Below are 25,075 nucleotides of genomic sequence, written 5' to 3' on the forward strand. Positions count from 1 at the left end.
CGTGGCGCCATCGGCGTCTTCGGGCCCCGTCCCCGGGAACACGCTTGTTGCAGTGCGGGCAAGCCGCCATGCGGGTGCTAGACTGCGCGCTTTCACACGCAGTTTTCGGCATTGCCATGCAACTTTCCCTGCTCAAGACCAAGATCCACCGCGCCACCGTCACGCACTCGGAGCTGAACTACGAAGGCTCCATCGCCATCGATGACAACCTGCTCCAGGCCACCGGCATCCGCGAGTTCGAACAGGTGCACATCTGGGACGTGACCAACGGTGCGCGCTTCACCACCTACGCCCTGCGTGCCGAAGCCGGCAGCGGCATCATCTCGCTCAACGGCGGCGCCGCGCGCCACGTGCAGGTGGGCGACATCATCATCATCGCCGCCTTCGCCAGCATGAGCGAGGAAGAAGCCAGCCGCTTCAAGCCGAAGCTGGTCTACGTCGACGGCGACAACCGCATTTCCCACACCAACGACAGCATCCCTACACAGGCCGCATGACCACGTACAACGGATTCGACGTATTGCGCACCCACGCCCAGCGCTTGCAGGGCACGGGTATCCCCACGCTGCTGGCCGCCGAGCCGGACCGGGTGAAACGCCTGGCGCTCAAGGTCGGTCCGTTGTATGTGAACTTCGCACGGCAGAAGTACGACGCCGCCGCCCTGCAGGCGTTGCTGGAGCTGGCCGCCGCGCGCGATGTCACCGGCGGCTTCCAGCGCCTGTTCGGCGGTGAGCGGATCAACATCACCGAGGACCGCGCGGTGCTGCACAGCGCCCTGCGCGGCAACGCCAGCCAGGCGCCGGTCGCGGTTGCGGCCAACGCCGAGGCGGTGGCGGTGCAGCAGCGCATGGGTGCGCTGATCCAGCAGCTGGAAGCGAGCAATGTCACCGACATCGTCAGCGTCGGCATTGGCGGTTCGGACCTGGGGCCGCGATTGGTGGCCGATGCGCTGCGTCCGGCCAGCGGCGCGCGCTTCCGCGTGCATTTCGTTTCCAACGTCGATGGCGCGGCGATGCAGCGCACGCTGGCCACACTGGACCCGGCGACCACTGCCGGCATCCTGATCTCCAAGACCTTCGGTACCCAGGAGACGCTGCTCAACGGCGCGATCCTGCGTGACTGGCTGGGTGGCAGTGCGCGCCTGTACGCGGTCAGCGCCAATCCGGAGCGCGCGGCCAAGGCGTTCGAGATCGCCGCCGAGCGCGTGCTGCCGATGTGGGATTGGGTGGGGGGGCGCTATTCGCTGTGGTCGGCGGTCGGCTTCCCGATCGCGCTGGCCATCGGCTTCGAGCGCTTCGGCCAGTTGCTGGCCGGTGCGGCGGAAATGGATGCCCACGCCGCCAGTGCGCCGCTGGACCGCAACCTGCCGGTGCTGCATGCCTTGACCGACATCTGGAACCGCAACGTGCTCGGCTATGCCACGCACGCGGTGATGACCTACGACCAGCGCCTGGCGTTGCTGCCGGCCTACCTGCAGCAGCTGGTGATGGAAAGCCTGGGCAAGCGGGTCAAGCTCGACGGCAGCCCGGTCGACGTGGACACCGTGCCGGTGTGGTGGGGCGGTGCAGGCACCGACGTGCAGCACAGCTTCTTCCAGGCCCTGCACCAGGGCACCAGCATCGTGCCGGCCGACTTCATCGGTTGCGTGCGCAATGATGATCCGTACACGGTCAACCACCAGGCACTGTTGGCCAACCTGCTGGCGCAGACCGAGGCATTGGCCAACGGCCAGGACAGCGAAGACCCGCACCGGCAGTACCCGGGCGGTCGTCCGAGCACCTTGATCCTGCTGGATTCGCTGACCCCGCAGTCGCTGGGTGCGCTGATCGCGATGTACGAACATGCGGTGTACGTGCAGTCGCTGGTCTGGGGCATCAATGCGTTCGACCAGTTCGGCGTGGAGCTGGGCAAGCAGTTGGCCAACCAGTTGCTGCCGGCGTTGCAGGGTGAGGCGGTGGAGATCGCCGATCCGGTGACGCGCGAGGCGTTGGCGCTGCTGCGCTGATTGCTGCGGATGGATTGAAATGGAAACGCCGTGCAGCGATGCACGGCGTTTTTGTTTTCGCCCCCTCCCTTTCGCGCAGCGAAGGGGAGGGCTGGGGAGGGGCTTTGGGGGCTCGCCAGCGACGCTTGCTTCGCGGCTGAAGTCGCTGCTGCCGGGCCTATCGGTTCGGGTCGCGTTCCGGGCTTGGGCGCTTGGTCAGTTTGCGCTGCAGCGAGCGGCGGTGCATGCCGAGCAGGCGTGCGGCGGCCGAGACATTGCCGCCGGTTTCATGCAGGGCCTGCTGGATGTGTTCCCACTGCAGGCGGCTGATCGGGGTCATCGAATCCGGTGGCTCGACGTCGTCCGGCTCTTCGCCGCCCTCGTCGTCCTCGCCCAGCGCACGCAGGATCATTTGCACGGTCGCTGGCTTGGGCAGGTAGTCATCGGCACCGAGCTTGATCGCTTCCACCGCGGTGGCGATCGAGGCATAGCCGGTCACCAGCAGGATGCGCATGTCCTGGCGCAGTTCGCGCAGCGGCTGGATCAGGTTCAAGCCGGATTCGGTGCCCAGCTTCAGGTCGATCAGGGCGAACGCCGGTGGCGTCTGGGTGGCCAGCTGCAGCGCACTGACGGTGTCGGTGGCGGTCACGGTCTGGATGTCGCGCCGCGCCAGCGTGCGTTGCAGGGTGCGCAGGTACAGCGGGTCGTCATCGACCAGCAGGCCGTGGGAAGCGGGAGCAGTCATGCATTTACCTCGGTGGTGTTCAACGGCAGGCGGAAGCCGACGCGTGCTCCCTGGCCTTCGGCCGGACGCATCCACAACTCGCCATGCAGGCGCTCCATGGTGGCATGGGACAGGGCCAATCCCACGCCCATGCCATCGGTTTTTCCGCTGTTGAACAGTGTGCCCGGCAACGCCGCATCGTTGGCGTTGAAGCCGGGGCCGTAATCGCGCACTTCACCGTAGAGCTGGCCGTCACGTACGCGGATGTCCAGGTCCACCTGCGCCCGTCCACTGCGCTCGCCGGCATCGGCGGCATTGTTGAGAAGCACCTGCAGTAGGTGGCCCACGCCCGGGTCCAGCTTCAGCTCGAGCGGGGCATTGGCATTGCGGCGCAGCTGGATGGTCGGGCGCACCAGCCGCCATTGTTCGAGGATATGGCCGATGGAGACGTCGGCGCGGCTGCGCGCGCCTTCGGCCGGGGCGGCCAGCGCCAGGACGCGCTCGCGGCATTGCACCAGCAGGCCGCGCAGGGTCTCCAGGTCCTCGCGCATTTCCAGGTTGTCGTTGCCCTGTTCGGCGATGTCATCGACCAGCAGGGTCATCGTCGCCAGCGGCGTGTTCAATTCATGCGCGACCGAGGCCGCATGCGTGGCCAGCGCGACGATGCCCTCGTTGCGGACGAAGCGCTCGCGCAGCAACGCGAGCTGGTTCTCGCGCTCGCGCAGCGCGGCGGCCAGTCGGGTGGAGAACACCAGCACCACCACGCTGGAGAGCAGGAAGTTGGCCGCCGCCCCCCACAGGTGGAGGTCCATCGAGTTGAAGTAGCCACCCTGCAGCGGCAGGCCGAACACCGCGCTCAGCGCATAGCCGCCGACGCAGGCGGCGGCCACCGCGTGGGTCCAACGCAGGGGCAGGGCCAGCGCGGCCAGCGCGATCAGGATCAGGAACAGTGAACCGAACGGGTTGGCGATGCCGCCGCTCCAGCCCACCATCCAGGTCAGCACCGTCACGTCGACCAGGATATGGCCGAAGGCGGTGACCGGGGCCGGGTTGGAGTCGTGCACGCGCAGCTGGACGTACAGGTTGAACAGGGCCAGTACGAACACGCCCGCCCACAGCTGCTGTTGCGGCAGTTCCAGGCCCAGCAGCCAGGTGGCGACGAAGATGGTGGCGGCCTGGCCCGCGCAGGCCAGCCAGCGCAGGCTGCACAGGGTACGAAGGAAGGAGGTGTCCTGGGATTCCATGGGCGCCATCGTATGCTGTCGGGCCGGTTGTCGTGCAATGGAGGGTTCATGCCCGCGAGGCGGCCGGCGCGCTAAAATGCCGCCCATGTACGACGCCGTCACTCGCCCAACCCCGCCCACCGACGCCACCGCGTGGCCCCGCCGCATCACCCAGGCCGTGACCATCGGCGGTGTGAAGGTGGGCGGTGGCAATCCCGTGGTCGTCCAGTCGATGACCAACACCGATACCGCCGACGTGGCGGCCAGCGTCAAGCAGGTCGCCGACCTGTGGCGCGCCGGCTCGGAGATGGTGCGGCTGACCGTCAACAACCCCGAATCGGCCGCCGCCATCCCGCGCATCGTCGAGAAGCTGCGGATGATGGGCATCGAGGTGCCGCTGATCGGCGACTTCCATTACAACGGCCACCAACTGCTGACCAATGAACCGGCCTGTGCCGAGGCGCTGGCCAAGTACCGCATCAACCCGGGCAATGTCGGCTTCGGCAAGAAAAAGGACACCCAGTTCGCGCAGCTGATCGAGTTCGCGATCAAGTACGACAAGCCGGTGCGCATCGGCGCCAACTGGGGTTCGCTGGACCAGGCGCTGGCCGCGAAGTTGATGGACGAGAACAGCCAGCGCGAGCAGCCTTGGGATGCCGGCCGGGTGCTGCGCGAGGCGCTGATCCGCTCGGCGTTGGATTCGGCGCAGACCGCCGTGGAGCTGGGCCTGCCGCGCGATCGCATCGTGCTCTCGGCCAAGGTCAGTGGCGTGCAGGAACTGATCGCGGTCTACCGCGACCTGGCCAACCGCTCCGATTTCGCCCTGCACCTGGGCCTGACCGAGGCGGGCATCGGCAGCAAGGGCATCGTTGCCTCGTCGGCGGCGCTGGCGGTGCTGCTGCAGGAAGGCATCGGCGACACCATCCGCATCTCGCTGACCCCGGAACCGGGCCAGGCGCGCACGCAGGAAGTCATCGTCGCCCAGGAACTACTGCAGACCACCGGCCAACGTGCGTTCGCGCCGATGGTCACCGCCTGCCCGGGCTGTGGTCGCACCACCTCCGAGTTCTTCCAGGAGCTGGCCAAGGTGGTGCAGAACCATGTGCGGGAGAAGATGCCGGTGTGGCGCGTCAGCCACCCGGGGGCCGAGAACATGACCCTGGCGGTGATGGGGTGCATCGTCAACGGGCCAGGTGAGTCGCGTCACGCCAACATCGGCATCTCGTTGCCAGGCACCGGCGAGACGCCGGCCGCGCCGGTGTTCGTCGATGGCGAGAAAAAAGTGACCCTGCGTGGTGAGAACATCGCCCAGGAATTCGTCGCGCTGATCGACGACTACGTCGAGACCCGGTATGCGCGAAGCTTCGGCTGAGTCCCGGAGCGAAGCCGCCGGTGTGCGGCGCTGGCTGGCCCACAATGCGTGGCGGCTGGTGCTGTTGTTCGTCGGCGTGCTGTTGCCCTTGGCGGGGTTCGTCACCCTCGCCGACGACATTCATGAGGCCGAAGCCTTCCATTTCGACGATGCGCTGCTGTTGCACCTGCATGGGCTGGCCACGCCCGGGCTCAACACGTTCTTCGTGGTGCTGTCCAAGCTGGGCTACGAATGGGGCGTCATCCCGCTGGATGTGCTGATCGTGGCGGTGCTGCTGCTGCGCCGGCGCTGGCGCAAGGCAGCATTCGCGGCCACCGCGTTCGTGGGGTCGGCGCTGCTGAACCTGGGCAGCAAGCAGCTGTTCCAGCGTGAACGCCCGAGCCTGTGGGAATCGATCGCCCCGGAGAGCACGTTCAGCTTTCCCAGCGGGCACGCCATGGGCTCGATGACCCTGGCCGTCACGGCGGTGCTGCTGACCTGGCACACCCGCTGGCGTTGGCCGGTGCTGCTGGCCGCCATCACCTTCGCGGGGCTGGTCAGCCTGTCACGGGTGTACCTGGGCGTGCACTATCCCTCCGATATCCTGGGAGGCTGGTGTGCCGCGCTGGTCTGGGTGATCGGCGTCCACACGGTGATGTTCCGGCGCCGCTGGTCGCTTCCGGCACCATGATTCGCTGTCAGATTGTCAGCGATTTTTACTAAGAAAAGTCTTAAATGCGCGGGGGAAAAGGGCTGATGGATCAGCTCCGCGCATCACGCGATAGTAGCTCCAACGGCGTCGTTGCAGTGTTTCAGCGTCGTGACGGCACGGGATGCAGGTCATGCGCCGCGTGATCCGGTCAGCGAAGCGCTGATCCGGTTGCAGAGTGTTCTGACGGGTTCTGGTCGATAATACGCAAGGCCTTGGTCTTGGGTGGCGGTGGGGACCGTCGCCTCGTGTGCCCCCGGCGGGCAATGGCTCTGGCTTCAACTATCACCTCGGTACGAGGACTGCGGTATGACCATCAGCGTTTTTCTCATCGATGACCATGCGCTTGTGCGCACGGGCATCCGGATGATCCTCTCCGGCCAGGCCGACATAGAGGTCGTCGGTGAAGCGGACAGCGGCGAAGCCGCGTTGCCGCAGATCCGTCGGCTGCGCCCCGACGTGGTGCTGTGCGACCTGCACCTTCCCGGGTTGAGCGGGCTGGAGATCACCGAACGCATCGTCAAGGGCGACCATGGCACGCGGGTGATCATCGTGTCGGTGCTGGAGGATGGGCCGATGCCGAAGCGGTTGCTGGAGGCCGGTGCGTCGGGGTACGTGGGCAAGGCCGGCGATTCGCGCGAGCTGATCCGCGCGGTGCATGACGTTGCCACCGGCAAGCGTTACCTGGCCAACAGCATTGCCCAGAACCTGGCGCTGTCGAACCTGGAGGGCGAGCTGTCGCCATTTGATTCCCTGTCCCCGCGTGAGCTGGAGGTGGCGTTGCTGCTGATCCAGGGCCACCGCCAGGAGGAGATCGCGCGGCGCTTGAGCCTCAGTGCCAAGACGGTCAATACGCACAAGGCGCGGCTGTTCCAGAAGATGGGGGTACAGGACAACATCGCCCTGGCGCGGTTGGCCACGCAGTACGGCGTGGGTGATCCGGCCCGCGCGCTCTGAGCCAATTCAAATCGCATGGAAGGCAGGGTGGTCGCGAGGCCGCCCTTTCTTTTTGCCCGCGGATGAAAGGGCAGGGCCGGTGATGCAGGAGGCATGCACGAGCGGTGGTGGGTGTTGCAGGCTGCGGCGGTGAGGCGGGTAGCCTGCATGCATGAAAAAGGGCGGCCAGTGGCCGCCCTTTTTGCTACAGCGATGAGGCGAGGAGATCAGCCGTTGCGCGGCTGGTCGGACTCGGCTTCCACCTTGTCGCTTTCCTCGACCTTGACCGGTTCGACGTGGGCGATGGCTTCCGGCTTCCGGGTTTCCGGGGCATCGGTGACTTCGACCGTGGCCGGTGCTGCTTCGAACAGCTGGCCGTTTTCCGGTGCGACCGCGCTGCTTGTCGGTGCTTCGACAGCTGCGGGGGCTACTGGCGCGGGTGCGTCAACCGCCGGTGCTGCAGCGGCTTCCACCTTGGGAGTGGCTTCGGCGGCGAGCGGCGTTGCTTCCACGACGGGCGTTTCGACGGCCGGTGCGTCAACCGCCGCCGGAGCCTCCGCCGCTGCCTTGGGAGCTTCCGTAGCCGGGACCTCGGCGAGGACCGGTGCTGCCTCGGCTTCCGGCTTCGCGGGCTCGATCACGACCGGGGCCGGTTCGACGACTGGCGTCACCGTCGCCGGTGCGGCCGGGGCGGCCTGCTCAGCCACCGGGCGGGTGACCGCCACCGGCTCGGTGACCACGGTTGCGGATGCGGCTTCTGCCTTCGGTGCCGGTGCCGGTGCGGCAACGGTGTCCTTGGCCGGAGCTGCAGCCGGAGCGGGCTTCACGGCAGCGGCTTCACCCGGCTCGTCATCGAACTCGAACTCCGGCTGGGCGGCCGCTGACTTATGGGGGGCAACGTCCGCCACCTCGCCATCGTCGATTTCATCGATGCTGTCCTCGTCGGACTCATTGCCCAGCACCTCGCCGGCGGCGGCGCCTTCGGCGTTGCCACGACGACGACGACGGCCGCCACGACGGCCGCGGCGACGGCGGCTGCCGGCTTCACCGGCGGCTTCGTCACCGGCAGCGGCGGCCGGGTTGGCATCGTCGCTGGCAACCGTGCTGTCCACGACCAGTGGGGCGTCGCTGACGGCGACCGGCTTGGCGACTTCAGCGGCAAACACCTTTTCCTTGGGCGCCACGTCCGTCGAGACGGTATCAGTGGCAACCACGACGGCGGCAGTCACGGCGGCGGCAGCGCGGGGGGCCTCGGCCTGCGGCTGGCGTGCCGGCTTCTCGGCAGCGGGCTGCTGCTGGACGGCCTTGTCGGCGTCCTGCGGCTTGGCTTGCTTGGGCTGCTTCGGCTGCTTGGGCTGCTGCTCGTTGCGCGGCTGCTTGGGCTGTTGCTGCTGCTGTTCGTTGCGCTGCTTGGGCTGCTGCTGGCCGTTGTTCTGGTTCTGGGCCTGCTGCTGCGGCGCGTTGCCATTCTGGCGGCGCTCTTCACGACGGTCTTCGCGGCGTTCGTCACGACGCTGGTCCTCGCGGCGGTTGCCGTTGGCATTGCCGTTGCCGGCCTTCTGGGCGTTGTTGCCGTTGCGGTTGTCGCGGCGCTGGTTGCGATCATTGCGGTTGTTGCGACCGCCTTCGTGCTGGCGCTGCGGCTGGGCCGGCTGCGCGGTGGCTGCCGTGCCTTCGCCACCGAAGATGCGCTTGAGCCAGCCCATCACGCCGCCCGCGGCCGGGGCTGGTGCGGGGGCGACCGGTGCCGGCGTCGGTGCGGTCTCGACCACTTCGCGGACCGGTGCCGGCTGGCTGTGCTTGACGTGGGTCACCGCCGGTGCCGGCGGGATGTTCAGCTGGGCCTTGGTCAGGGCGTGCACCGGCAGTTTGCGCGGGGTGCCACGCTGGTAGCTCGGCTTGCCCGATTCCTCGCCCAGCTCGTTCTCGCGCAGGCGGGTGACTTCGTAGTGCGGGGTGTGCAGCTGCTCGTCGGCGACGATGATGATCGGCGCGTCGTGGCGACGCTCGATCTCACGCAGCGCGCCGCGCTTCTCGTTGAGCAGGAAGTTGGCGATCTCGACCGGGGCCTGGACCAGCACCTGCCCGGTGTTTTCCTTCATGGCGTGTTCTTCGGCCACGCGGATGATCGACAGCGACAGCGACTCGACGCTGCGCATGCGGCCTTGGCCGTCGCAGCGCGGGCAGACGATCTGGCTGGACTCGCCCAGGCTCGGGCGCAGTCGCTGGCGGCTCATTTCCATCAGGCCGAAGCGCGAGATGCGGCCCAGCTGGACGCGGGCGCGGTCGTACTTCAGGGCGTTCTGCAGGCGGTTCTCGACTTCGCGCTGGTGCTTGTTCGAGGACATGTCGATGAAGTCGATGACCACCAGGCCCCCCAGGTCGCGCAGGCGCAGCTGGCGGGCGACCTCTTCGGCGGCCTCCAGGTTGGTCTGGAACGCGGTGTCCTCGATGTCGGTGCCCTTGGTGGCACGGGCCGAGTTCACGTCGATGGCGGTCAGGGCTTCGGTCTGGTCAACCACGATCGAACCGCCCGAGGGCAGGCGCACGTTGCGCTCGTAGATCGCCTCGATCTGCGATTCGATCTGGAAGCGGTTGAACAGCGGGATGTCGTCCTTGTAGTGCTTGAGCTTGCGCAGGGTCTGCGGCATCACCTGCTGCATGAACTCGCGCGCGGTCTCGTACAGCTCCTCGGTGTCGACCAGGATCTCGCCGATGTCCGAGCGCAGGTAGTCGCGCAGGGCGCGCACGATCAGGCGCGATTCCTGGTAGATCAGGAACGGGGCCGGCTTGGTCAGCGCGGCTTCGGCGATCGAGCGCCAGACCTGCAGCAGGTAGTCCAGATCCCACTGCAGCTCCTCGGCATCGCGGCCGACGCCAGCGGTGCGGATGATCACGCCCATGTCGTCGGGGATGTTGAGCTTGTCCAGCGCTTCCTTCAGGGCAGCGCGGTCTTCACCCTCGATGCGACGCGAGACGCCGCCGGCGGAGGGCGAGTTTGGCATCAGCACCATGTAGCGGCCGGCCAGGGAAATGAACGTGGTCAGGGCAGCGCCCTTGTTGCCACGCTCTTCCTTGTCCACCTGCACGACCACTTCCTGGCCTTCGCGCAGCAGTTCCTTCAGGCCCGCCTTGTGCGGGTCGACGCCAGCCTGGAAATAGTCGCGGGAGATTTCCTTCAGCGGCAGGAAGCCGTGGCGGTCCCCGCCGTACTCGACAAAGGCGGCCTCGAGCGAGGGCTCCAGGCGGGTGATGCGGCCCTTGTAGATGTTGGACTTCTTCTGTTCCTTCGACGGTTGCTCGATGTCGATGTCGTACAGGTTCTGCCCGTCGACGATGGCCACGCGCAGTTCTTCTGCCTGCGTGGCGTTGATCAGCATTCGCTTCATTGTGCGTTCCTCGCGCGCTGCTACCGCGCGGAACGCCATGGGGTTTCGCCTCTGGTCACGGGTCGCCGCCCATTCGCGCAGGCGCGGACAGGGCGGCTTGGGCTTCCAGCGCTACGACACCACGGCAGGCCGCGGGAGCGCTTCTCATTTTTGTTTTAGGTGTTTCAGGGCCGGCGGCCGCATCCGGCCATGGCCGGGGCGTCGCACGGGACATTTGTTTCGTCCAGCTCAGGTGCTTTTGACACCCGGCGATGGCCGGGAACGCCGACGAGCCGCTAACATGGCCGCCCCGGGGGCGGTGGCCGCGCACTGTGCCGGATTCGTAGGGAGCGGGGCTTCTGGCCCTGACCAACTTCCAACGAAATCAAACCCTTATATCGCCCCCCGAGTGTAGCAGAATAAATAGGCAGATGACTGACTCCGAACACCGCCAAGCACCGCCCGCGGGCAAGACCAGCGTGCGCATGATCAAGGTCCCCGAGGACCGGGCAGGCCAACGCCTGGACAACTTCCTGCTCGGCCAGCTCAAGGGTGCCCCGCGCAGCCTGGTCTACAAGCTGGTCCGCAGCGGCCAGGTTCGGGTCAACGGTGGTCGCGCTAAGGCCGACCGCAAGCTGGAGGCCGGCGAAGAGGTGCGGGTGCCACCCGTCAATCTCAGTGAGGTCGGAGACAAGGCGCCGCCGCCGGCCAGCTTCCTGCAGCGCATGGAGCAGGCCATCGTCTTCGAGGATGCCAAGCTGCTGGTGATCAACAAGCCCTCGGGGGTGGCCAGCCACGGCGGCAGTGGCATCAGCCATGGCGCCATCGAGACCATGCGTGCGCTGCGCCCGAACCTGAACCTGGAACTGGTCCACCGGCTGGACCGGGACACCTCCGGCCTGCTGATCCTGGCCAAGAAGCGCTCGGCCCTGAGCGAGCTGCAGGCGATGCTGCGCGAGGACCATGGCGGCATCCAGAAGCGCTACCTGACCCTGCTGGTCGGGCGCATGCCCGATGGCGTGATGAGCGTGGACGCCCCCTTGCTGGTGGGGCTGCGCCAGGGCGGGGAGCGCCATGTCCAGGTCAACCAGGGCGGCAAGCCGTCGTTGAGCCACTTCCGGGTGCTGGAACGGCGGGGCGGGCATTCGTACTGCGAGGTGCGGATCGAAACCGGGCGTACCCACCAGATCCGCGTGCATGCCCAGCACATTGGTCACCCGGTCGCCGGGGATGACAAGTACGGCGATCCGGCGGTCAACAAGCGGCTTCGTGAGCAGATCGGGCTGAAACGCCTGTTCCTGCATGCCGCTTCGCTGGAGTTCGCGCTGGACGCTGGCAAGACACCTTATGTATTGAATGCGCCGCTGGCGCCGGAGCTGGCCGAGGCGTTGGACCGGCTGTGAGGCGCAGGGAAGGGGGCGGGCATCACCCCCTTCTTCATCTCACCACTTGAACAGCACCAGGCTGATGGCGATGGTGGCCATGCCGATCACCAGTCCGTAGACGGTTTCGTGCCCCTTGGCATAGCGCTTGGCGGCCGGTAGCAGCTCGTCCAGTGCCAGGAACACCATGATGCCGGCGATCAGGCCGAACACCGCGCCGAAGGTGGCGTTGGACAGCGAACCGGCCAGGGCGAAGAAGCCGATCGCCGCACCCACCGGTTCGGCCAGCCCGGACAACAGGCTGGCGCCGAAGGCGTAGGACTTGCGGCCCGTGGCGAAGTACACCGGTACCGCGATGGCAATGCCCTCGGGAATGTTGTGGATGGCGATGGCGAAGGCCAGCGGCAACCCGACGGATGGGCTTTCCAGCGTGGCAAAGAACGTGGCCAGGCCTTCAGGGAAGTTGTGGGCGGTGATCGCCACCGCGCTGAGCAGGCCTACTCGGCGGATGCTGCTGCGGTTCTTTTCCTTGAACGCGGGGTCCTGCTTGTCCAGCGTCTCATGGGGGTTGGGGACGAAGTGGTCGATCAGCACCACCAGGATCACGCCGGCCAGGAACCAGAGCGTGCCGTAGGTGAAGCCCAGGCGCTCGCCATAGGCCAGCGCGAAGGAGGCGACCGACTTGTTGAGGATCTCCGACAGCGACACGTACACCATCGCGCCGCCGGCGAAGGCCAGCCCGAACGCCAGCAGCCGCGGGTTGGGCCGCTTGGAGAACAGCACCAACAGGCTGCCGATGGCCGTGGCCAGGCCGGCAGCGAAGGTCAGCCCGAACGCGACCCAGAGATTGTCGAGGGAAACGGCGTGCATGGAGGAAGCGCCGGGCAGGGGCAATCAGCCGCCGCGACGCGCACGCTCCTCGATCGCGAAGCACTCGTCCGGCTTGGGCTGGGGCGGGTTGAAGCTGACCGGGACCTGGATGGTGGTCGGCACGGCCTGGCCATTGCGGGTGGCGGCCTTGAACTTCCATTCCCGCACGCGGGCGATGGCCGAGTCGTCCAGCTGGCTGTTGCCGCTGGTGGTGACCAGGGTGACATCGGTCGGCGTGCCCTGCGGGCCGACGACGACGCGCAGGACGCTCTTGCCGCCCACGCCGGCGCAGGCCAGCTCGGCCGGGTAATCCGGTGGCGGGGTCTGCACGGCGGCTACTTCGGTGGGGGCGACGGCCGGTGCGGCCGGTTGGTCGGAGCCGTTGCAGGCGGCGAGGGCGGTGGCGGTGGCCAGCGCGCCCAACAGCAGACGCAGGTTCATGTCATTGCTCCGTAAGTGCGGATGCCTTGGCGGCACAGATGAAGTCGTTCTCGCTCAGGCCGCCGACATCGTGGGTGGAGAAGCGCACCACCGCGCGGTCGTAATGCACGCCCAGGTCGGGGTGGTGGTCTTCCTGGTGGGCGATCCAGGCCAGCGCGTTCACGAATGCCATCGTGGCGTGGTAGTTGTCGAAGCGGAAGGTGCGCAGCAGGGCCTGGCCGTTCTCCGCCAGTTCCCAGCCGGGGACCTGTGGCAGCAGCTCCGCCAGGCGCGCCTGGCCCAGTCGGTTTTCGTGGCCGCGGCGGGGAATGCAGTGTGCCTGGACGAGCGGGATCAGATCTGGGGCCATGGGAGCCTCCTTCAAGGCAAGGGACTGATGAACGGTATCGCGCCTGGAATCAGTGTCCCATCAGCGTCAACCAAGACACGGCTAGAATACCCGGATGATCCAGATCTCAGATACCGCCCAAAGCTATTTCCGCAAGTTGATCGAACGCGAGGCCGTGCCCGGCATGGGCGTGCGCCTGAGCGCGGTCGAGCCCGGAACGCCGCGTGCCGATGCGCGCCTGGAGTTCGCCGAGCCGACCGAACTGCTCGGTGACGAATGGGCGGTGGATTGCGATGGTTTCACCTTGTACGTGGCCGCCACCAGCGTGGCATGGCTGGACGGGGCGGAGATCGACTTCGTCACCCAGTCCGCCGGTACCCAGCAGCTGACCATCAAGGCGCCCAAGATCAAGGGTGAGGCACCCGGCGATGCTGCGTCGATGGTGGAGCGCGTGCATTGGGTGGTCGAGAACGAGATCAACCCGCAGCTGGCCTCGCACGGTGGCCGTGTGGCGGTGCAGGAAGTGTCCGCCGATGGCGTAGTGCTGCTGCGTTTCGGCGGCGGTTGTCATGGCTGCGGCATGGCCGATGTGACCTTGAAGCAGGGGATCGAGAAGACCTTGATGGGCCGTGTGCCGGGCGTGACCGCCGTGCGCGATGCCACCGACCACGACAGTGGCCAGGCGCCTTACATTCCGCGCGGCAGCGCGGGCTGAGTTGAGCGCCGCATGCCGGTGACGTCAGTTGCCGAGTTGATCAACCTGCTGGCCAGCCGCCGGCAGGCCAGCATCCTGCATGATCGCCGCACCGGCATGCCGTACAGCTGGAGCAACTGGCTGCGCACGCGTGCATCGCGTGGTGGCAGCCAATTCAATGACCAGGACGTGCGCGCGCTGATGGGTGCGCGCGCTGCGCCCGCGCGTGGCACGGTGCCGGAATTGATGCCGTTGTGGCAGGCCATCGCGTTGATGTTCTGGCACGGTGGCGACGATCCGCCGCCGCGCGACCAGCGCGGGCTGCGCTGGTTCTCCGGCTTCTTCAGCGCTGGCCTGCATCTGTTGTTCGCGGTGTTGCTGTTGTGGGTGGCCATGATCCGCAGCAATGCGCCGGATGCGAGCGCCGAGGAAGGCGAGCGCGTGCAGGTCGAATACATCGGGCGCGGCACTCCCGACACGGAAGGCGGCGGCGCGCCGCAGGCACAGGGGGCGCCGGGTGCCCCGGTTGCACCGGCGGCGTCGGGCGATGCCGCGTCCATGGCAGCTGCCGCGCAGCCGCAACGCGGGCAGGACGTGCCAGTCGACGCGGCGGCCGATGTGGCTTCCGAGCCATCGCCTATGCCGGCGGAGGAGAGCCCCACCCGCACGCCTGCGCCTCCCGTCGCGCAACCGCTGCAGGTCACCGAGACCGCGCAACCGACCACGGATTTCGTGCTGACCCCGCCCACGGTGCAGGTGCCGTCGGTGAGCCTGCCCAGCGTGAGCACGCCGGAAGTGCGCGTGCGCGAACGGACGGTGGAAACGGCGACCGAGCGACCACTGGTGACCCCGCAGGTGCGCCAGCCGACGGAAGTCCAGGCACAGGTGCGCGCACCCGACATGCAGGTGCGTGAGCGCCAGGTGGAGGTCGCGCCACGGCAGCAGGTGCAGATGGCGGCCGTGCAGGCGCGCGGCGCCGAGGTACAGGTGCGTTCGCGCGAGATCGCGGTACGCGAGCGACAGGTAGAGGCGGCGCCCCGCGAAGCGGTATCGATGGCGCAGGTGCGCTCGAATGCGCCCGAGGTGCAGGTGAAGTCACCGGGCATGGCCGTACGCGAGCGGCAGATACCGGGTGTTGCGGAGGCACCGGCGGCCCGCAGTGCCGAGGGGGCTGCGCAGGCGACGTCGACGGCTGCCACGGGTGCGACGACGGCAGCGACCGCCTCCAGCGCGCCGTCCGCCGGCAACCCGGCGGCGAATGCGGCATCGTCGCGCTCCGGCAGCAGTGCCGGTGCCGGTCCCGCCGCGCAGGACCGCTCCGGCGGTTGGGCCGCGGCCACGCGCGGGGATGATTGGGGGGCTTCCCGACGGCAGGTGGAAGGCAGCGCCGGCGGACAGTCGGACCAGGGCCGTGGCTTGTTCAACGCCGACGGCAGCGTGCGCCTAGCCGGGGACGGCGAGAAGGGCCAGGAGCCGAAGCGGGGCGCACCGGGCGGTGATTCGGACAGCTGGACGCGCGAACGTATCGCCGAGTCCGGTACCTGGCTCAAGCGGCCGCCCTATGAGTTCACTCCGACCTCGTTCGACAAGTATTGGGTGCCCAACGAGTCGCTGCTGGCCGAATGGGTGCGCAAGGGCATCAAGAGCATCGAGATTCCGATTCCCGGCAGCAGCAGCAAGATTTCCTGCGTGGTGTCGATGCTGCAGTTCGGTGGTGGCTGTGGCCTGACCAACCCGAACATGCAGGAGCAGCCGGCCGAAGCGCGGCCGCCACCGGACATCCCGTTCAAGAAGGAACTGCAGGAAGACAACGGCAGCCGCTGAGTTGGTTGCCCGCGGCTGGTGCGGCTTGAGGCGTAAACCCAACCGCTCACCAGTCCCCCGCATGCTGGCGGGAGAGAGGCTCAAGCAGGCGAGATCAAACACGCCGGCATGCAAAAAAGCCGCCCCTGGGCGGCTTTTTTGCGTCTGTCGGAGTGGTTCGGTTGCCGGGCCGGCTCAGTTCACGCCGTGCAGGTCACGCAACTGGGTGGGACGCGAGCCGAAGTAGGCGGCAAGGTCGGCGATGTCCTGGTCGCTGAGGCTGGCGGCCTGCGGGGTCATCAGCATGTGGTCGCGGTCGCCGCGTCGATAGGCCTGCAGCGCATGGGCGAGGTAATCGCCGTACTGGCCCCCCAGGCGCGGGTAGGTGGGGTCGATCGGGGCGTTGCCGTCCGCGCCGTGGCAATCGATGCAGCTCTGGCCGGTGGCCTTGCCCTTGGCATTGGCCAACTGTTCGCCGATGGCGATGCGGCCCTGTGGCAGGCCGGCGGAGGAGCTCGAACCGTGTTCGCCGCTGGCATGGCCGGGATCGCCGGCGGAGGTGCTGGCCGATTCCACTTCCGATTGTGTACACGCTGCCAGCGCCAGGGCAGCGAGCAGGACGATGGACAAGCGCGTTGCGTGCGTTGCTTTCGACATGGGCGATGCCTATTTGACGGTGGACAGGTAAGTGGCGAGGTCAGCGATTTCCTGCGCGCTGAAACTCATCGACTGGGCCTGCATGGTCGGGTGCTTGCGCTTGCCTTCGCGGTATTCGGTCAGCGCCTGGGAAAGGTACTGCGCCGACTGGCCGCCGATCTTGGGCACGCGGTAGCTGGGATAGGCATTCTTGTAGCCGGTGATGCCGTGGCAGCCCTGGCAGGTATAGGCCAGGGTGCGTCCGGCTTCGGGGTTCCCCACGGGGGCTGCAGGCGCGGCGGCTGCGGGTGCAGGGGCCGGTGCGGCGGGTGGATCAGACGGCGGTTCTGCGAGGGCGGCCCCGGTGGTCAGGGCGAAAGCCAGAACGAAACAAGCGGCGAGCGGCTGCGGGCGCATGGTTTCCTTGTCCGGTAAGCGGGTCTGTTGTTCCGCCGTGGGGGACACGGAACGGGCCGAGTATAGCCCGCGTATTTACCGGTCCGGTACCCGGTCCGATGCTGCGGCGCGTCAGTGTTTGTGGGCAGGCAGGGGGTGGGCATGACCTTTGGGGCATGGTGTCCCTGTGGGGTGGTGCAATACTTTGCTACAACACCCCGCCAATGCATCCCCAGGGACCTGACGATGTCGCGATTCTTCTCTCAGCACGGCCGCACCGGAAGCTGCGCCGCTGCACTTCTCATTACCACCTCTCTGCTGCTGGGCGGATGCAAGGCAGGCGGCGAAGAGGCCAAGGCCAAGGCTCCGGAGGAGCAGAAGGCGTCCGACGCGGTTCCGGTCGAGGTGGCCAAGGCCGTCCATCGCGCGATCGCCGCCAGCTATGCCGGTACCGCCGCGCTCGAGGCCCGGGCCGAATCACAGGTGGTGGCCAAGACGTCGGGCGTTGCACTGGCAGTGCTGGTCGAGGAAGGACAGCAGGTCAGTGCCGGCCAGGCGCTGGTGCGGCTGGATCCGGACCGCGCGCGCCTGAGCGTGGCGCAGAGCGAGGCACAGATGCGCAAGCTGGAGAACAGCTACCACCGCGCCGAAAAGCTGGTGCAGCAGCAGCTGGTCAGCGCCGCCGACGTGGACCAGCTGCGCTACGACCTTGAGAACGCACGTGCCCAGTACCGCATGGCGACGCTGGAGCTGTCCTACACCACGGTGGTGGCACCCATTGCCGGCGTGGTGGCTTCGCGTGACATCAAGCCGGGCAACTTCGTGCAGATCAACTCGCCGATCATCCGCATCGTCGACAGCTCCCGGTTGGAAGCGACCTTGAATGTGCCCGAGCGCGAGATCGCCAAGCTCAAGCCGGGCCAGGCGGTCGGGCTGGCGGTGGACGCGCTGCCGGGCAAGCCGTTCACCGGTACGGTGGACCGCGTCGCGCCGGTGGTGGACAACGGCACCGGCACCTTCCGCGTGGTCGCCTCGTTCTCCGGCGAAGGGGACCTGCAGCCGGGCATGTTCGGTCGCCTGAGCATCAACTACGACCAGCGTGCCGACGCGTTGGTGGTGCCGCGCAGCGCGCTGCTGGAGGACGGCGGTGAGCCGGCCGTGTACGTCGTGCGCGACGGCAAGGCACAACGCGCCACGCTGAAGCTGGGCTACGACGATGCCGGCTGGATCGAAGTGCGTGAAGGCCTGAAGAGCGGCGATGAAGTGGTGATTGCCGGCAAGGCGGCGCTGCGCGAAGGCAGTGCCGTGCAGGTCATCGGGCAGGAGAAGAAGGTGGCCGCGGCCGCCCAGGCACCGGCCGCGGGGGCGACCAAGCAATGAGTGCGCACGGACCATCGGCGTCCGGCGGTGGCTTCGACCTGATCGAGTTCGCCACGCGCCGCCGCGTCACCATCGCGATGATGACGCTTACCCTGGTGCTGTTCGGCCTGATCTCGCTGTCCAGCCTGAAGGTCGAGCTGCTGCCGGACCTGAGTTACCCGACGCTGACGGTGCGCACCGACTATGAGGGCGCGGCACCGGCGGAAGTGGAAACGCTGATCTCGCAGCCGGCCGAAGAAGCGTTGGGCATCGTCAAGGGCCTGCGCAAGCTGAAGTCGATCTCGCGTACCGGGCAGAGCGATGTGGTGCTCGAGTTCGCCTGGGGCACGGACATGCAGCAGGCGGGCCTGGACGTCCGCGACAAGATGGAGACGCTGCAGCTGCCACTGGAGGCCAAGGCCCCGGTGCTGCTGCGCTTCAACCCGTCGACCCAGCCGATCATGCGCCTTGCACTGTCCTCCCGGCAGGACGCCGGCAACGAGGCCGATGCGATCCGTCGCCTGATGGAACTGCGCCGTTATGCCGACGAGGACCTCAAGCGCAAGCTCGAACCGGTCTCCGGCGTGGCGGCGGTGAAGGTGGGCGGTGGCCTGGAGGATGAGATCCAGGTCGACATCGACCAGCGCAAGCTGGCCCAGTTGGGCCTGTCGCTGGACAACGTGATCCAGCGCCTGCAGCAGGAGAACGTGAACCTGTCCGGCGGACGCCTGGAGGAAGGTTCGCAGCGTTACCTGGTGCGTACGGTCAACCAGTTCGCCACGGTCGAGCAGATGCGCGAAATGCTGCTGACCACCACGGCGGGCGCCTCGTCCAGCAGCTCGACCGGCACCAACCCGCAGCTGATGACGGCGATCCTGGGCAGCAGCGATCCGAACGTGATCGCCGCGCTGCGCAGCGACACCAGCAACGGTGCGCCGAGCGTGCGCCTGAAGGACGTCGCCGACGTGCGGCAGGGGTACAAGGAACGCGAGGCAGTCATCCGCAGTGCCGGCCACGAGGCGGTGGAGCTGGCCATCTACAAGGAAGGCGACGCCAATACGGTGTCCACGGCCGACGCGCTGGAGAAGCGCCTGGAGACGATCCGCAAGGAGCTGCCCAAGGACATCGAGATGACGATGGTGGAGGACCAGTCGGTCTTCATCCGCCACGCCATCAAGGACGTGAAGATCGATGCGGTCATCGGCGGCATCCTGTCGATCCTGATCATCTTCCTGTTCCTGCGCGATGGCTGGAGCACCTTCGTCATCTCGCTGTCGCTGCCGATCTCGATCATCGCCACGTTCTTCTTCATGGGCCAGCTGGGCCTGAGCCTGAACGTGATGTCGCTGGGCGGCCTGGCACTGGCCACCGGCCTGGTGGTGGACGACTCGATCGTGGTGCTGGAATCCATCGCCAAGGCGCGCGAGCGCGGCATGGGCATCCTGGAAGCGGCGATCAAGGGCACGCGCGAAGTGTTCATGGCGGTGGTCGCCTCCACGCTCACCACGATCGCGGTGTTCCTGCCGCTGGTGTTCGTGGAAGGCATCGCCGGCCAGTTGTTCCGCGACCAGGCGCTGACCGTGTCGATCGCCATCGCGGTGTCGCTGGTGGTGTCGATGACGCTGATCCCGATGCTGAGCGCGCTCAAGGGGCGTCCGCCGCTGGAGTTCCCGTCCGAGGCGGTGCGTGAGCCGTGGCGTCCGGAAAGCCGCTGGAAGAAGCCGGCGGCCTACGCCGGGCGTGGCGTGGGTGCGCTGTTCCGCTACGGCTTCTTCTCGCTGGCGTGGCTGGTGGTGCGGATCTTCCGCGGCATCGCCGCGGTGGTGGGTCCGGTGATGCGCAAGGCCAGTGACCTGGCGATGGCGCCGTACGGGCGTGCCGAGGCCGGTTACCTGCGGATCCTGCCGGCGGCGCTGAAGCGCCCCTGGCCGGTGCTCGGTGGCGCCGCGCTGGCATTCGCGCTGACCATGGCTGCGCTGCCGCTGCTGGGCGTGGACCTGATCCCGCAGCTGGCGCAGGACCGCTTCGACATGACCGCCAAGCTGCCGCCGGGTACGCCGTTGGCCAGGACCGATGCGCTGGTGCGCGAAGTGCAGCGCCAGCATGCCGGCGAAGAAGGCGTGCGCCTGCTGTACGGCGTGTCCGGTACCGGTACCCGCCTGGACGCCAGCCCGACCGAAAGCGGCGAGAACATCGGCAAGCTCTCGGTGGTGATGAGCGACACCCGGCGTGAGCCGGCGCTGATCGAAAGCCTGCGCCAGACCATGAAGCAGTGGCCGGAAGCGCAGGTGGACTTCGCGCGGCCGGAGTTGTTCGCATTGGCCGCGCCGCTGGAGATCGAGATCGAAGGCAACAACCTCGAATCGATCCGCGTGGCCGGTAACCGCCTGGCCGCGATGCTGCGCCAGAGCCCGCACTACGCCGACGTGAAGTCGACGGTGGAGCAGGGCTTCCCGGAGATCCAGATCGTGTTCGACCAGGACCGCGCCGCCGCGCTGGGCCTGACCACGCGCCAGATCGCCGATGCGGTGGTCAACAAGGTGCGCGGCAACGTCGCCACCCGCTACAGCTTCCGTGACCGCAAGATCGACGTGCTGGTGCGCGTGCAGGAATCCGAGCGTGCCTCGGTGGATGACATCCGGCGGCTGATCGTCAACCCCAGCGGCAACAAGCCGGTGGAGCTGATCTCGGTGGCCGACGTCATTGCCACCACCGGCCCGAGCGAGATCCACCGCGCCGACCAGCGTCGCGTGGCGATCGTCTCGGCCAACCTGCGTGACATCGACCTGGGCAAGGCCATCACCGAAGTGCAGAGCATGGTCGCCAAGAATCCGCTGGGCACCGATGTCGGCATGCGCATCGGTGGCCAGGGCGAGGAACTGGGGGAATCGATCCGCTCGCTGCTGTTCGCCTTCGGGCTGGCGATCTTCCTGGTCTACCTGGTGATGGCATCGCAGTTCGAATCGCTGCTGCACCCGTTCGTCATCCTGTTCACCATCCCGTTGGCGCTGGTCGGTGCGGTGGCGGCATTGCTGCTGTCGCGTTCGCCGGTATCGGTGGTGGTGTTCATCGGCCTGATCCTACTGGTGGGCCTGGTGGTGAAGAACGCGATCATCCTGATCGACAAGGTCAACCAGTTGCGCGAGGACGGCGTGGCCAAGCGCCAGGCATTGGTGGAGGGTGCGCGTTCGCGCCTGCGCCCGATCATGATGACCACCTTGTGCGCGGTGTTCGGCTTCCTGCCGCTGGCGCTGGCGTTCGGCCAGGGCGCCGAGGTGCGCTCGCCGATGGCGATCACCGTGATCGGCGGCCTGCTGGTCTCCACGCTGCTGACGCTGGTGGTGATCCCGGTGGTGTACGACCTGCTGGACCGCAAGCCGGATGAGTTCTATGCCGAGCGTGGCCGTCGTGCACGCCTGGCCGCCGAGCAGGCCGAGCAGGTGATCGCGCACGAAGACGATGCCATCGGCGGCGCCAGGGACTGAACCGGATGAACATCACCGAGCTGTCCATCCGCCGTCCCGTCACCACCATCATGCTGTTCGTGTCGATGGTGGTGATCGGCCTGATCGCCTCGTTCCGGCTGCCGCTGGAGTCCGAACCGGAAGCCACCATCCCGTTCTTCTTTGTCTCGCTGCCCTATCCAGGCTCGACGCCGGAGGAAGTCGAGCGCAACCTGCTGCGCCCGGTGGAAGAGGCCATCGCCACGATGCCGGGCATCAAAACGATGAACTCGCGTGCCAATGCCGAAGGCGGCCAGATCCAGGTCGAGTTCAGCGATTGGAGCCGCGACATCGCCATGGCCGCGTCCGAAGCGCGCGAGCGCATCGACGCGGTGCGCGACCAGCTGCCGGATGACTTCCGCCGCTACTACGTGCAGCGCTGGAGCACCAGCGACCAGGAGGCGATCAGCCTGCGCCTGAATAGCAACGAGGACCTGACCGCGCGCGCGGACATGATCGAGCGCAGCATCAAGCAGCACCTGGAGCGCCTGCCGGGCGTGGCGCGCGTGGAAGTGGAAGGCGTGGCCAAGCAGGAAGTGCTGGTGGCGCTGGACAAGGACCGCATCAGCGCGCATGGCATCGCCCTGAATGAACTGGTCGAGAAGCTGCAGGCGGCCAACTTCTCGGTGTCCGCAGGGCAGATCACCGAGGATGGACGACGCCTGCGCGTACAGCCCCGCGGCGAGCTGCTGGAGCTGCAGGCGCTGCGCAACCTGCCGGTCAACAACCGAGGCACGCGCTTGTCCGATGTCGCCGATGTCAGCCTGCAGCCGCAGCGCATGAGCTACGTGCGGCAGATGGAAGGCAAGCCCAGCGTCGGCGTGGACATCTACAAGGAGCGTTCGGCCAACCTGGTGGACCTGTCGCGTGCGGTGGGCCAGGAGATCAAGGTGCTCGAGCAGGACCCGGCGATGCGCGGGGTCGACGTCGAGGTGGCCTACGACTCGGGCAAGGCGGTGACCAGTTCGTTGCTCGCGTTGGCCGAGGCCGGTGCGATCGGCCTGCTGCTGTCGGTGATCGTGCTGTACGCGTTCCTGCGGCATTGGCCGTCGACGCTGATGGTGTCGATGGCGATCCCGATCTGCTTCATCATGACGCTGGGCTTCATGTACTTCACCGGCATCAGCCTGAACATCATCTCGATGATGGGCCTGCTGCTGGCGGTTGGCATGCTCGTCGACAACGCCGTGGTGGTGGTGGAGAGCATCTACCAGGAGCGGGAGAAGTTTCCCAACCAGCCGGAGCTGGCCTCGATCATCGGTACCCGGCACGTCGCCATCGCGCTGTCGGCCGGTACGCTGTGCCATTGCGTGGTGTTCCTGCCGATGATGTTCGGCGAGAAGAACATCATCACCATCTACCTGTCGCAGCTGGCGGTGACCATCTCCTTCTCGCTGCTTGCATCGTGGCTGGTGGCGGTGAGCCTGATCCCGATGCTGTCGGCACGCATGAAGACGCCGCCGGCGGTGAAGTCACCGTTGATCAGCAGGTTGCAGACCCGCTATGCACGCGTGCTGCGCTGGACGCTGGAGCACCGTGGCTGGAGCGTGGCCGGCATCGTGCTGATCTCGGCGATCAGCGTGTTCCCGATGATGAACACGGCCGGTGGCGGTGACGACAACGACCCGGACGAGATCAACATCTTCTACCAGTGGAAGGGCTCCTACTCGAAGGAGGAGATGGGCAAGGAAGTGCAGCGGGTGGAGGACTTCGTCAACGCCAACCGCGAGGAGTTCCACGTCAAGCGGGTGTACAGCCGCTATTCGGAGCAGGGCTGGGCGCAGACGCGCCTGTACCTGAACATCGACGACCGCGAGATCAGCAAGAAGATCGAGGAGGAGGTTCGCAAGGGCCTGCCGCAGTCGGCGCGGGCCAAGATCGGCATCGGCTGGCCCGGCGGCATGGGCAGCGAAGGGCAGGGCGTGCGCTTCAGCCTGGTGGGTGATTCCAGCCAGACGCTGCGCGAGCTGGCCGACGACATCATGCCGATCCTGTCACGCAACCCGAAGCTGCGTGACGTGCGCGTGGACATCGGTGATGCCAATTCCGAGCTGGCGGTGCAGGTGAACCGCGAGCGCGCGGCGGCCTACGGCTTCAGCGCGCAGCAGGTGGCGCAGTTCGTCGGCATGGCGTTGCGCGGCTCGTCGCTGCGGGATTTCCACCGTGACGATGTGGAGATCCCGGTCAACGTGCGCTTCGCCGGCTCGGACCACTACAGCATCGAGGACTTGTCTTCGTTCATGGTGCGCAGCGCGTCCGGCAAGGAGATCCCGTTGCTGGCGATGGTCGACGTCAACGTCAACCCGGCCGCCAATGCGATCCAGCGCCTGAACCGGCAGACCATGCTGCGGATCGAGGCCGGCCTGGCCAAGGACGTGTCGATGGAGGACGCGCGCAAGTCGGTGGAGGCCACGCTGGGCGACATGGAGTTCCCGCCGGGTTACGGCTACACGTTCAATGGCGCCGGCTTCAACATCAACTTCGATGGCATGGACCAGATGCTGCGCGCCATCGTGATCGCGTTGGTGTTGATGATGGTGATCATGGCGGCGGTGTTCGAGTCGTTGCTGTTCCCGGCCGCGATCATGTCCTGCGTGCTGTTCTCCATCTTCGGTGTGTACTGGTTGTTCTGGCTGACCGGCACCGAGATGAACATCATGGCGGTGATCGGCATCCTGGTGCTGATGGGCGTGGTGGTGAACAACGGCATCGTGATGATCGAGCACATCAACAACCTGCGACGGCGTGGCATGGCGCGCACCGATGCGTTGGTGGAAGGCAGTCGCGAGCGCCTGCGCCCGATCATGATGACGATGGGTACCGCGATCCTGGCGATGATCCCGATTGCCCTGAACACGCAGACCGCCGACGGCATGCCGCCGTACTACCCGATGGCCCGCGCGATTGCCGGTGGCCTGGCGTTCTCGACAGTGGTCAGCCTGTTGTTCCTGCCGACCATCTACGCACTGCTGGACGACCTGCGCCGGGGCACCGCACGTTCGGTGCGTCGCGCGCGCGGTCTGCCGGCGGAGCGCGAGGTGGCGCTGGAGAGTTGATCCATCCCGAAGTTGAAATTGAAAAGGCCCGCAGCGATGCGGGCCTTTTCATTGCGACGAAGTGAACGCCGCGGTCGCTTGAAGCTGCTCAAGGCCCCTCTCCCGTACACGGGAGAGGGGTTGGGGTGAGGGCAGGCTCTGGATAGTCCATACCGAAAGGCCAACGCTCCCTCATCCGGCGCTCCGCACCACCTTCTCCCGCATGCGGGAGAAGGTGGCGCCTGCCGGCTTGGCGTGGAGTTGGATGGCAGGCCGGGCCGCTCAAAGCCCCTCTCCCGCATGCGGGAGAGGGGTTGGGGTAAGGGCAGACTT

The 25,075-nt window shown here is 67.1% G+C and carries 19 protein-coding genes; 11 read left to right on the forward strand and 8 right to left on the reverse strand.

Annotation, left to right across the window (positions count from 1 at the left end):
- The first annotated feature begins 116 nt into the window (after window positions 1-116).
- Both panD and pgi read left to right on the forward strand, forming a co-directional pair.
- Window positions 117-497: an aspartate 1-decarboxylase gene (gene panD, locus IB227_RS15275; RefSeq protein WP_192288096.1), complete on the forward strand. Its 381-nt coding sequence runs from the start codon at window positions 117-119 to the stop codon at window positions 495-497.
- The gene (gene pgi / locus IB227_RS15280; RefSeq protein ID WP_192288097.1) at window positions 494-2,005 is read left to right on the forward strand and encodes a glucose-6-phosphate isomerase; all 1,512 of its coding nucleotides are present in this window, start codon (window positions 494-496) and stop codon (window positions 2,003-2,005) included. Before panD ends, pgi begins: the two co-directional genes overlap by 4 nt.
- Window positions 2,006-2,162: 157 nt before the next feature.
- Here the strand turns inward: pgi and IB227_RS15285 are convergent, their stop codons facing one another.
- Both IB227_RS15285 and IB227_RS15290 read right to left on the reverse strand, forming a co-directional pair.
- Entirely contained in the window at window positions 2,163-2,729 is a 567-nt protein-coding gene (locus IB227_RS15285; protein WP_132862803.1) for a response regulator transcription factor, read from the reverse strand.
- A complete protein-coding gene (locus IB227_RS15290) occupies window positions 2,726-3,952 on the reverse strand; it encodes an ATP-binding protein (RefSeq protein ID WP_192288098.1) in 1,227 nt (408 codons plus the stop codon). Before IB227_RS15290 ends, IB227_RS15285 begins: the two co-directional genes overlap by 4 nt.
- 85 nt (window positions 3,953-4,037) lie before the next feature.
- Here IB227_RS15290 and ispG point away from each other — a divergent pair, with 85 nt between their 5' ends.
- The 3 genes from ispG (at window position 4,038) to IB227_RS15305 (ending at window position 6,948) form a co-directional block, all read left to right on the forward strand.
- Window positions 4,038-5,303 (forward strand): flavodoxin-dependent (E)-4-hydroxy-3-methylbut-2-enyl-diphosphate synthase, encoded by a 1,266-nt coding sequence (gene ispG, locus IB227_RS15295; protein ID WP_192288099.1) that lies wholly within the window; start codon window positions 4,038-4,040, stop codon window positions 5,301-5,303.
- Entirely contained in the window at window positions 5,284-5,973 is a 690-nt protein-coding gene (locus IB227_RS15300) for a phosphatase PAP2 family protein (protein ID WP_192288100.1), read from the forward strand. Before ispG ends, IB227_RS15300 begins: the two co-directional genes overlap by 20 nt.
- A 327-nt stretch (window positions 5,974-6,300) precedes the next feature.
- Window positions 6,301-6,948 (forward strand): response regulator, encoded by a 648-nt coding sequence (locus tag IB227_RS15305; RefSeq protein ID WP_132862807.1) that lies wholly within the window; start codon window positions 6,301-6,303, stop codon window positions 6,946-6,948.
- Between the two features lie 206 nt (window positions 6,949-7,154).
- On the opposite strand, the gene rne is transcribed toward IB227_RS15305, so the two are convergent.
- Window positions 7,155-10,316 carry a ribonuclease E gene (gene rne / locus IB227_RS15310; RefSeq protein ID WP_192288101.1) on the reverse strand — a complete coding sequence of 1,054 codons (3,162 nt, stop codon included), beginning with the start codon at window positions 10,314-10,316 and terminating at the stop codon, window positions 7,155-7,157.
- Window positions 10,317-10,726: 410 nt separating this feature from the next.
- Here rne and IB227_RS15315 point away from each other — a divergent pair, with 410 nt between their 5' ends.
- Window positions 10,727-11,698 carry an RluA family pseudouridine synthase gene (locus tag IB227_RS15315; protein ID WP_225591896.1) on the forward strand — a complete coding sequence of 324 codons (972 nt, stop codon included), beginning with the start codon at window positions 10,727-10,729 and terminating at the stop codon, window positions 11,696-11,698.
- A 39-nt stretch (window positions 11,699-11,737) separates the two neighbouring features.
- Here IB227_RS15315 and zupT read toward each other — a convergent pair whose 3' ends face one another.
- From zupT to IB227_RS15330, 3 genes are read right to left on the reverse strand one after another with little or no spacing between them, the layout of a single operon-like run.
- Complete coding sequence (gene zupT, locus IB227_RS15320) at window positions 11,738-12,547, reverse strand: zinc transporter ZupT (protein ID WP_132862810.1); 810 nt, start codon at window positions 12,545-12,547, stop codon at window positions 11,738-11,740.
- A gap of 24 nt (window positions 12,548-12,571) precedes the next feature.
- On the reverse strand, window positions 12,572-12,988 hold the full coding sequence (locus IB227_RS15325) for an energy transducer TonB (RefSeq protein ID WP_132862811.1): 417 nt from the start codon (window positions 12,986-12,988) through the stop codon (window positions 12,572-12,574).
- Between the two features lies 1 nt (window position 12,989).
- Window positions 12,990-13,337, reverse strand: a complete 348-nt coding sequence (locus IB227_RS15330; protein ID WP_132862812.1) for a 4a-hydroxytetrahydrobiopterin dehydratase — start codon at window positions 13,335-13,337, stop codon at window positions 12,990-12,992.
- 94 nt (window positions 13,338-13,431) lie between these two features.
- Here IB227_RS15330 and IB227_RS15335 point away from each other — a divergent pair, with 94 nt between their 5' ends.
- Together IB227_RS15335 and IB227_RS15340 are read left to right on the forward strand one after the other, a co-directional pair.
- Window positions 13,432-14,031 carry an NfuA family Fe-S biogenesis protein gene (locus IB227_RS15335; RefSeq protein WP_192288102.1) on the forward strand — a complete coding sequence of 200 codons (600 nt, stop codon included), beginning with the start codon at window positions 13,432-13,434 and terminating at the stop codon, window positions 14,029-14,031.
- Window positions 14,032-14,043: 12 nt separating this feature from the next.
- Window positions 14,044-15,834, forward strand: a complete 1,791-nt coding sequence (locus IB227_RS15340; protein WP_192288103.1) for a hypothetical protein — start codon at window positions 14,044-14,046, stop codon at window positions 15,832-15,834.
- A gap of 174 nt (window positions 15,835-16,008) precedes the next feature.
- On the opposite strand, the gene IB227_RS15345 is transcribed toward IB227_RS15340, so the two are convergent.
- Entirely contained in the window at window positions 16,009-16,470 is a 462-nt protein-coding gene (locus tag IB227_RS15345; protein WP_132862815.1) for a cytochrome c, read from the reverse strand.
- Window positions 16,471-16,479: 9 nt separating this feature from the next.
- Complete coding sequence (locus tag IB227_RS15350; RefSeq protein WP_192288104.1) at window positions 16,480-16,866, reverse strand: c-type cytochrome; 387 nt, start codon at window positions 16,864-16,866, stop codon at window positions 16,480-16,482.
- 225 nt (window positions 16,867-17,091) lie between these two features.
- On the opposite strand from IB227_RS15350, the gene IB227_RS15355 reads away from it, so the two are divergent.
- Genes IB227_RS15355 through IB227_RS15365 form a run of 3 tightly spaced genes read left to right on the forward strand, consistent with a single transcriptional unit; the run spans window position 17,092 to window position 24,763 of the window.
- Window positions 17,092-18,225 carry an efflux RND transporter periplasmic adaptor subunit gene (locus IB227_RS15355; protein ID WP_132862817.1) on the forward strand — a complete coding sequence of 378 codons (1,134 nt, stop codon included), beginning with the start codon at window positions 17,092-17,094 and terminating at the stop codon, window positions 18,223-18,225.
- Complete coding sequence (locus IB227_RS15360; protein ID WP_192288105.1) at window positions 18,222-21,689, forward strand: efflux RND transporter permease subunit; 3,468 nt, start codon at window positions 18,222-18,224, stop codon at window positions 21,687-21,689. Before IB227_RS15355 ends, IB227_RS15360 begins: the two co-directional genes overlap by 4 nt.
- Before the next feature lie 5 nt (window positions 21,690-21,694).
- On the forward strand, window positions 21,695-24,763 hold the full coding sequence (locus tag IB227_RS15365) for an efflux RND transporter permease subunit (protein WP_132862819.1): 3,069 nt from the start codon (window positions 21,695-21,697) through the stop codon (window positions 24,761-24,763).
- The last annotated feature ends 312 nt before the right edge of the window (window positions 24,764-25,075 follow it).

It is taken from the genome of Stenotrophomonas sp. STM01 (genome assembly GCF_014852135.1).
Classification (GTDB): Bacteria; Pseudomonadota; Gammaproteobacteria; order Xanthomonadales; family Xanthomonadaceae; genus Stenotrophomonas; species Stenotrophomonas capsici.

Bases quoted from the DNA above. Each gene is read 5' to 3' on its own strand.
- panD (WP_192288096.1), top strand. From the start codon at position 117: ATGCAACTTTCCCTGCTCAAGACCAAGATCCACCGCGCCACCGTCACG.
- pgi (WP_192288097.1), top strand. From the start codon at position 494: ATGACCACGTACAACGGATTCGACGTATTGCGCACCCACGCCCAGCGC.
- IB227_RS15285 (WP_132862803.1), bottom strand. From the start codon at position 2,729: ATGACTGCTCCCGCTTCCCACGGCCTGCTGGTCGATGACGACCCGCTG.
- IB227_RS15290 (WP_192288098.1), bottom strand. From the start codon at position 3,952: ATGGAATCCCAGGACACCTCCTTCCTTCGTACCCTGTGCAGCCTGCGC.
- ispG (WP_192288099.1), top strand. From the start codon at position 4,038: ATGTACGACGCCGTCACTCGCCCAACCCCGCCCACCGACGCCACCGCG.
- IB227_RS15300 (WP_192288100.1), top strand. From the start codon at position 5,284: ATGCGCGAAGCTTCGGCTGAGTCCCGGAGCGAAGCCGCCGGTGTGCGG.
- IB227_RS15305 (WP_132862807.1), top strand. From the start codon at position 6,301: ATGACCATCAGCGTTTTTCTCATCGATGACCATGCGCTTGTGCGCACG.
- rne (WP_192288101.1), bottom strand. From the start codon at position 10,316: ATGAAGCGAATGCTGATCAACGCCACGCAGGCAGAAGAACTGCGCGTG.
- IB227_RS15315 (WP_225591896.1), top strand. From the start codon at position 10,727: ATGACTGACTCCGAACACCGCCAAGCACCGCCCGCGGGCAAGACCAGC.
- zupT (WP_132862810.1), bottom strand. From the start codon at position 12,547: ATGCACGCCGTTTCCCTCGACAATCTCTGGGTCGCGTTCGGGCTGACC.
- IB227_RS15325 (WP_132862811.1), bottom strand. From the start codon at position 12,988: ATGAACCTGCGTCTGCTGTTGGGCGCGCTGGCCACCGCCACCGCCCTC.
- IB227_RS15330 (WP_132862812.1), bottom strand. From the start codon at position 13,337: ATGGCCCCAGATCTGATCCCGCTCGTCCAGGCACACTGCATTCCCCGC.
- IB227_RS15335 (WP_192288102.1), top strand. From the start codon at position 13,432: ATGATCCAGATCTCAGATACCGCCCAAAGCTATTTCCGCAAGTTGATC.
- IB227_RS15340 (WP_192288103.1), top strand. From the start codon at position 14,044: ATGCCGGTGACGTCAGTTGCCGAGTTGATCAACCTGCTGGCCAGCCGC.
- IB227_RS15345 (WP_132862815.1), bottom strand. From the start codon at position 16,470: ATGTCGAAAGCAACGCACGCAACGCGCTTGTCCATCGTCCTGCTCGCT.
- IB227_RS15350 (WP_192288104.1), bottom strand. From the start codon at position 16,866: ATGCGCCCGCAGCCGCTCGCCGCTTGTTTCGTTCTGGCTTTCGCCCTG.
- IB227_RS15355 (WP_132862817.1), top strand. From the start codon at position 17,092: ATGTCGCGATTCTTCTCTCAGCACGGCCGCACCGGAAGCTGCGCCGCT.
- IB227_RS15360 (WP_192288105.1), top strand. From the start codon at position 18,222: ATGAGTGCGCACGGACCATCGGCGTCCGGCGGTGGCTTCGACCTGATC.
- IB227_RS15365 (WP_132862819.1), top strand. From the start codon at position 21,695: ATGAACATCACCGAGCTGTCCATCCGCCGTCCCGTCACCACCATCATG.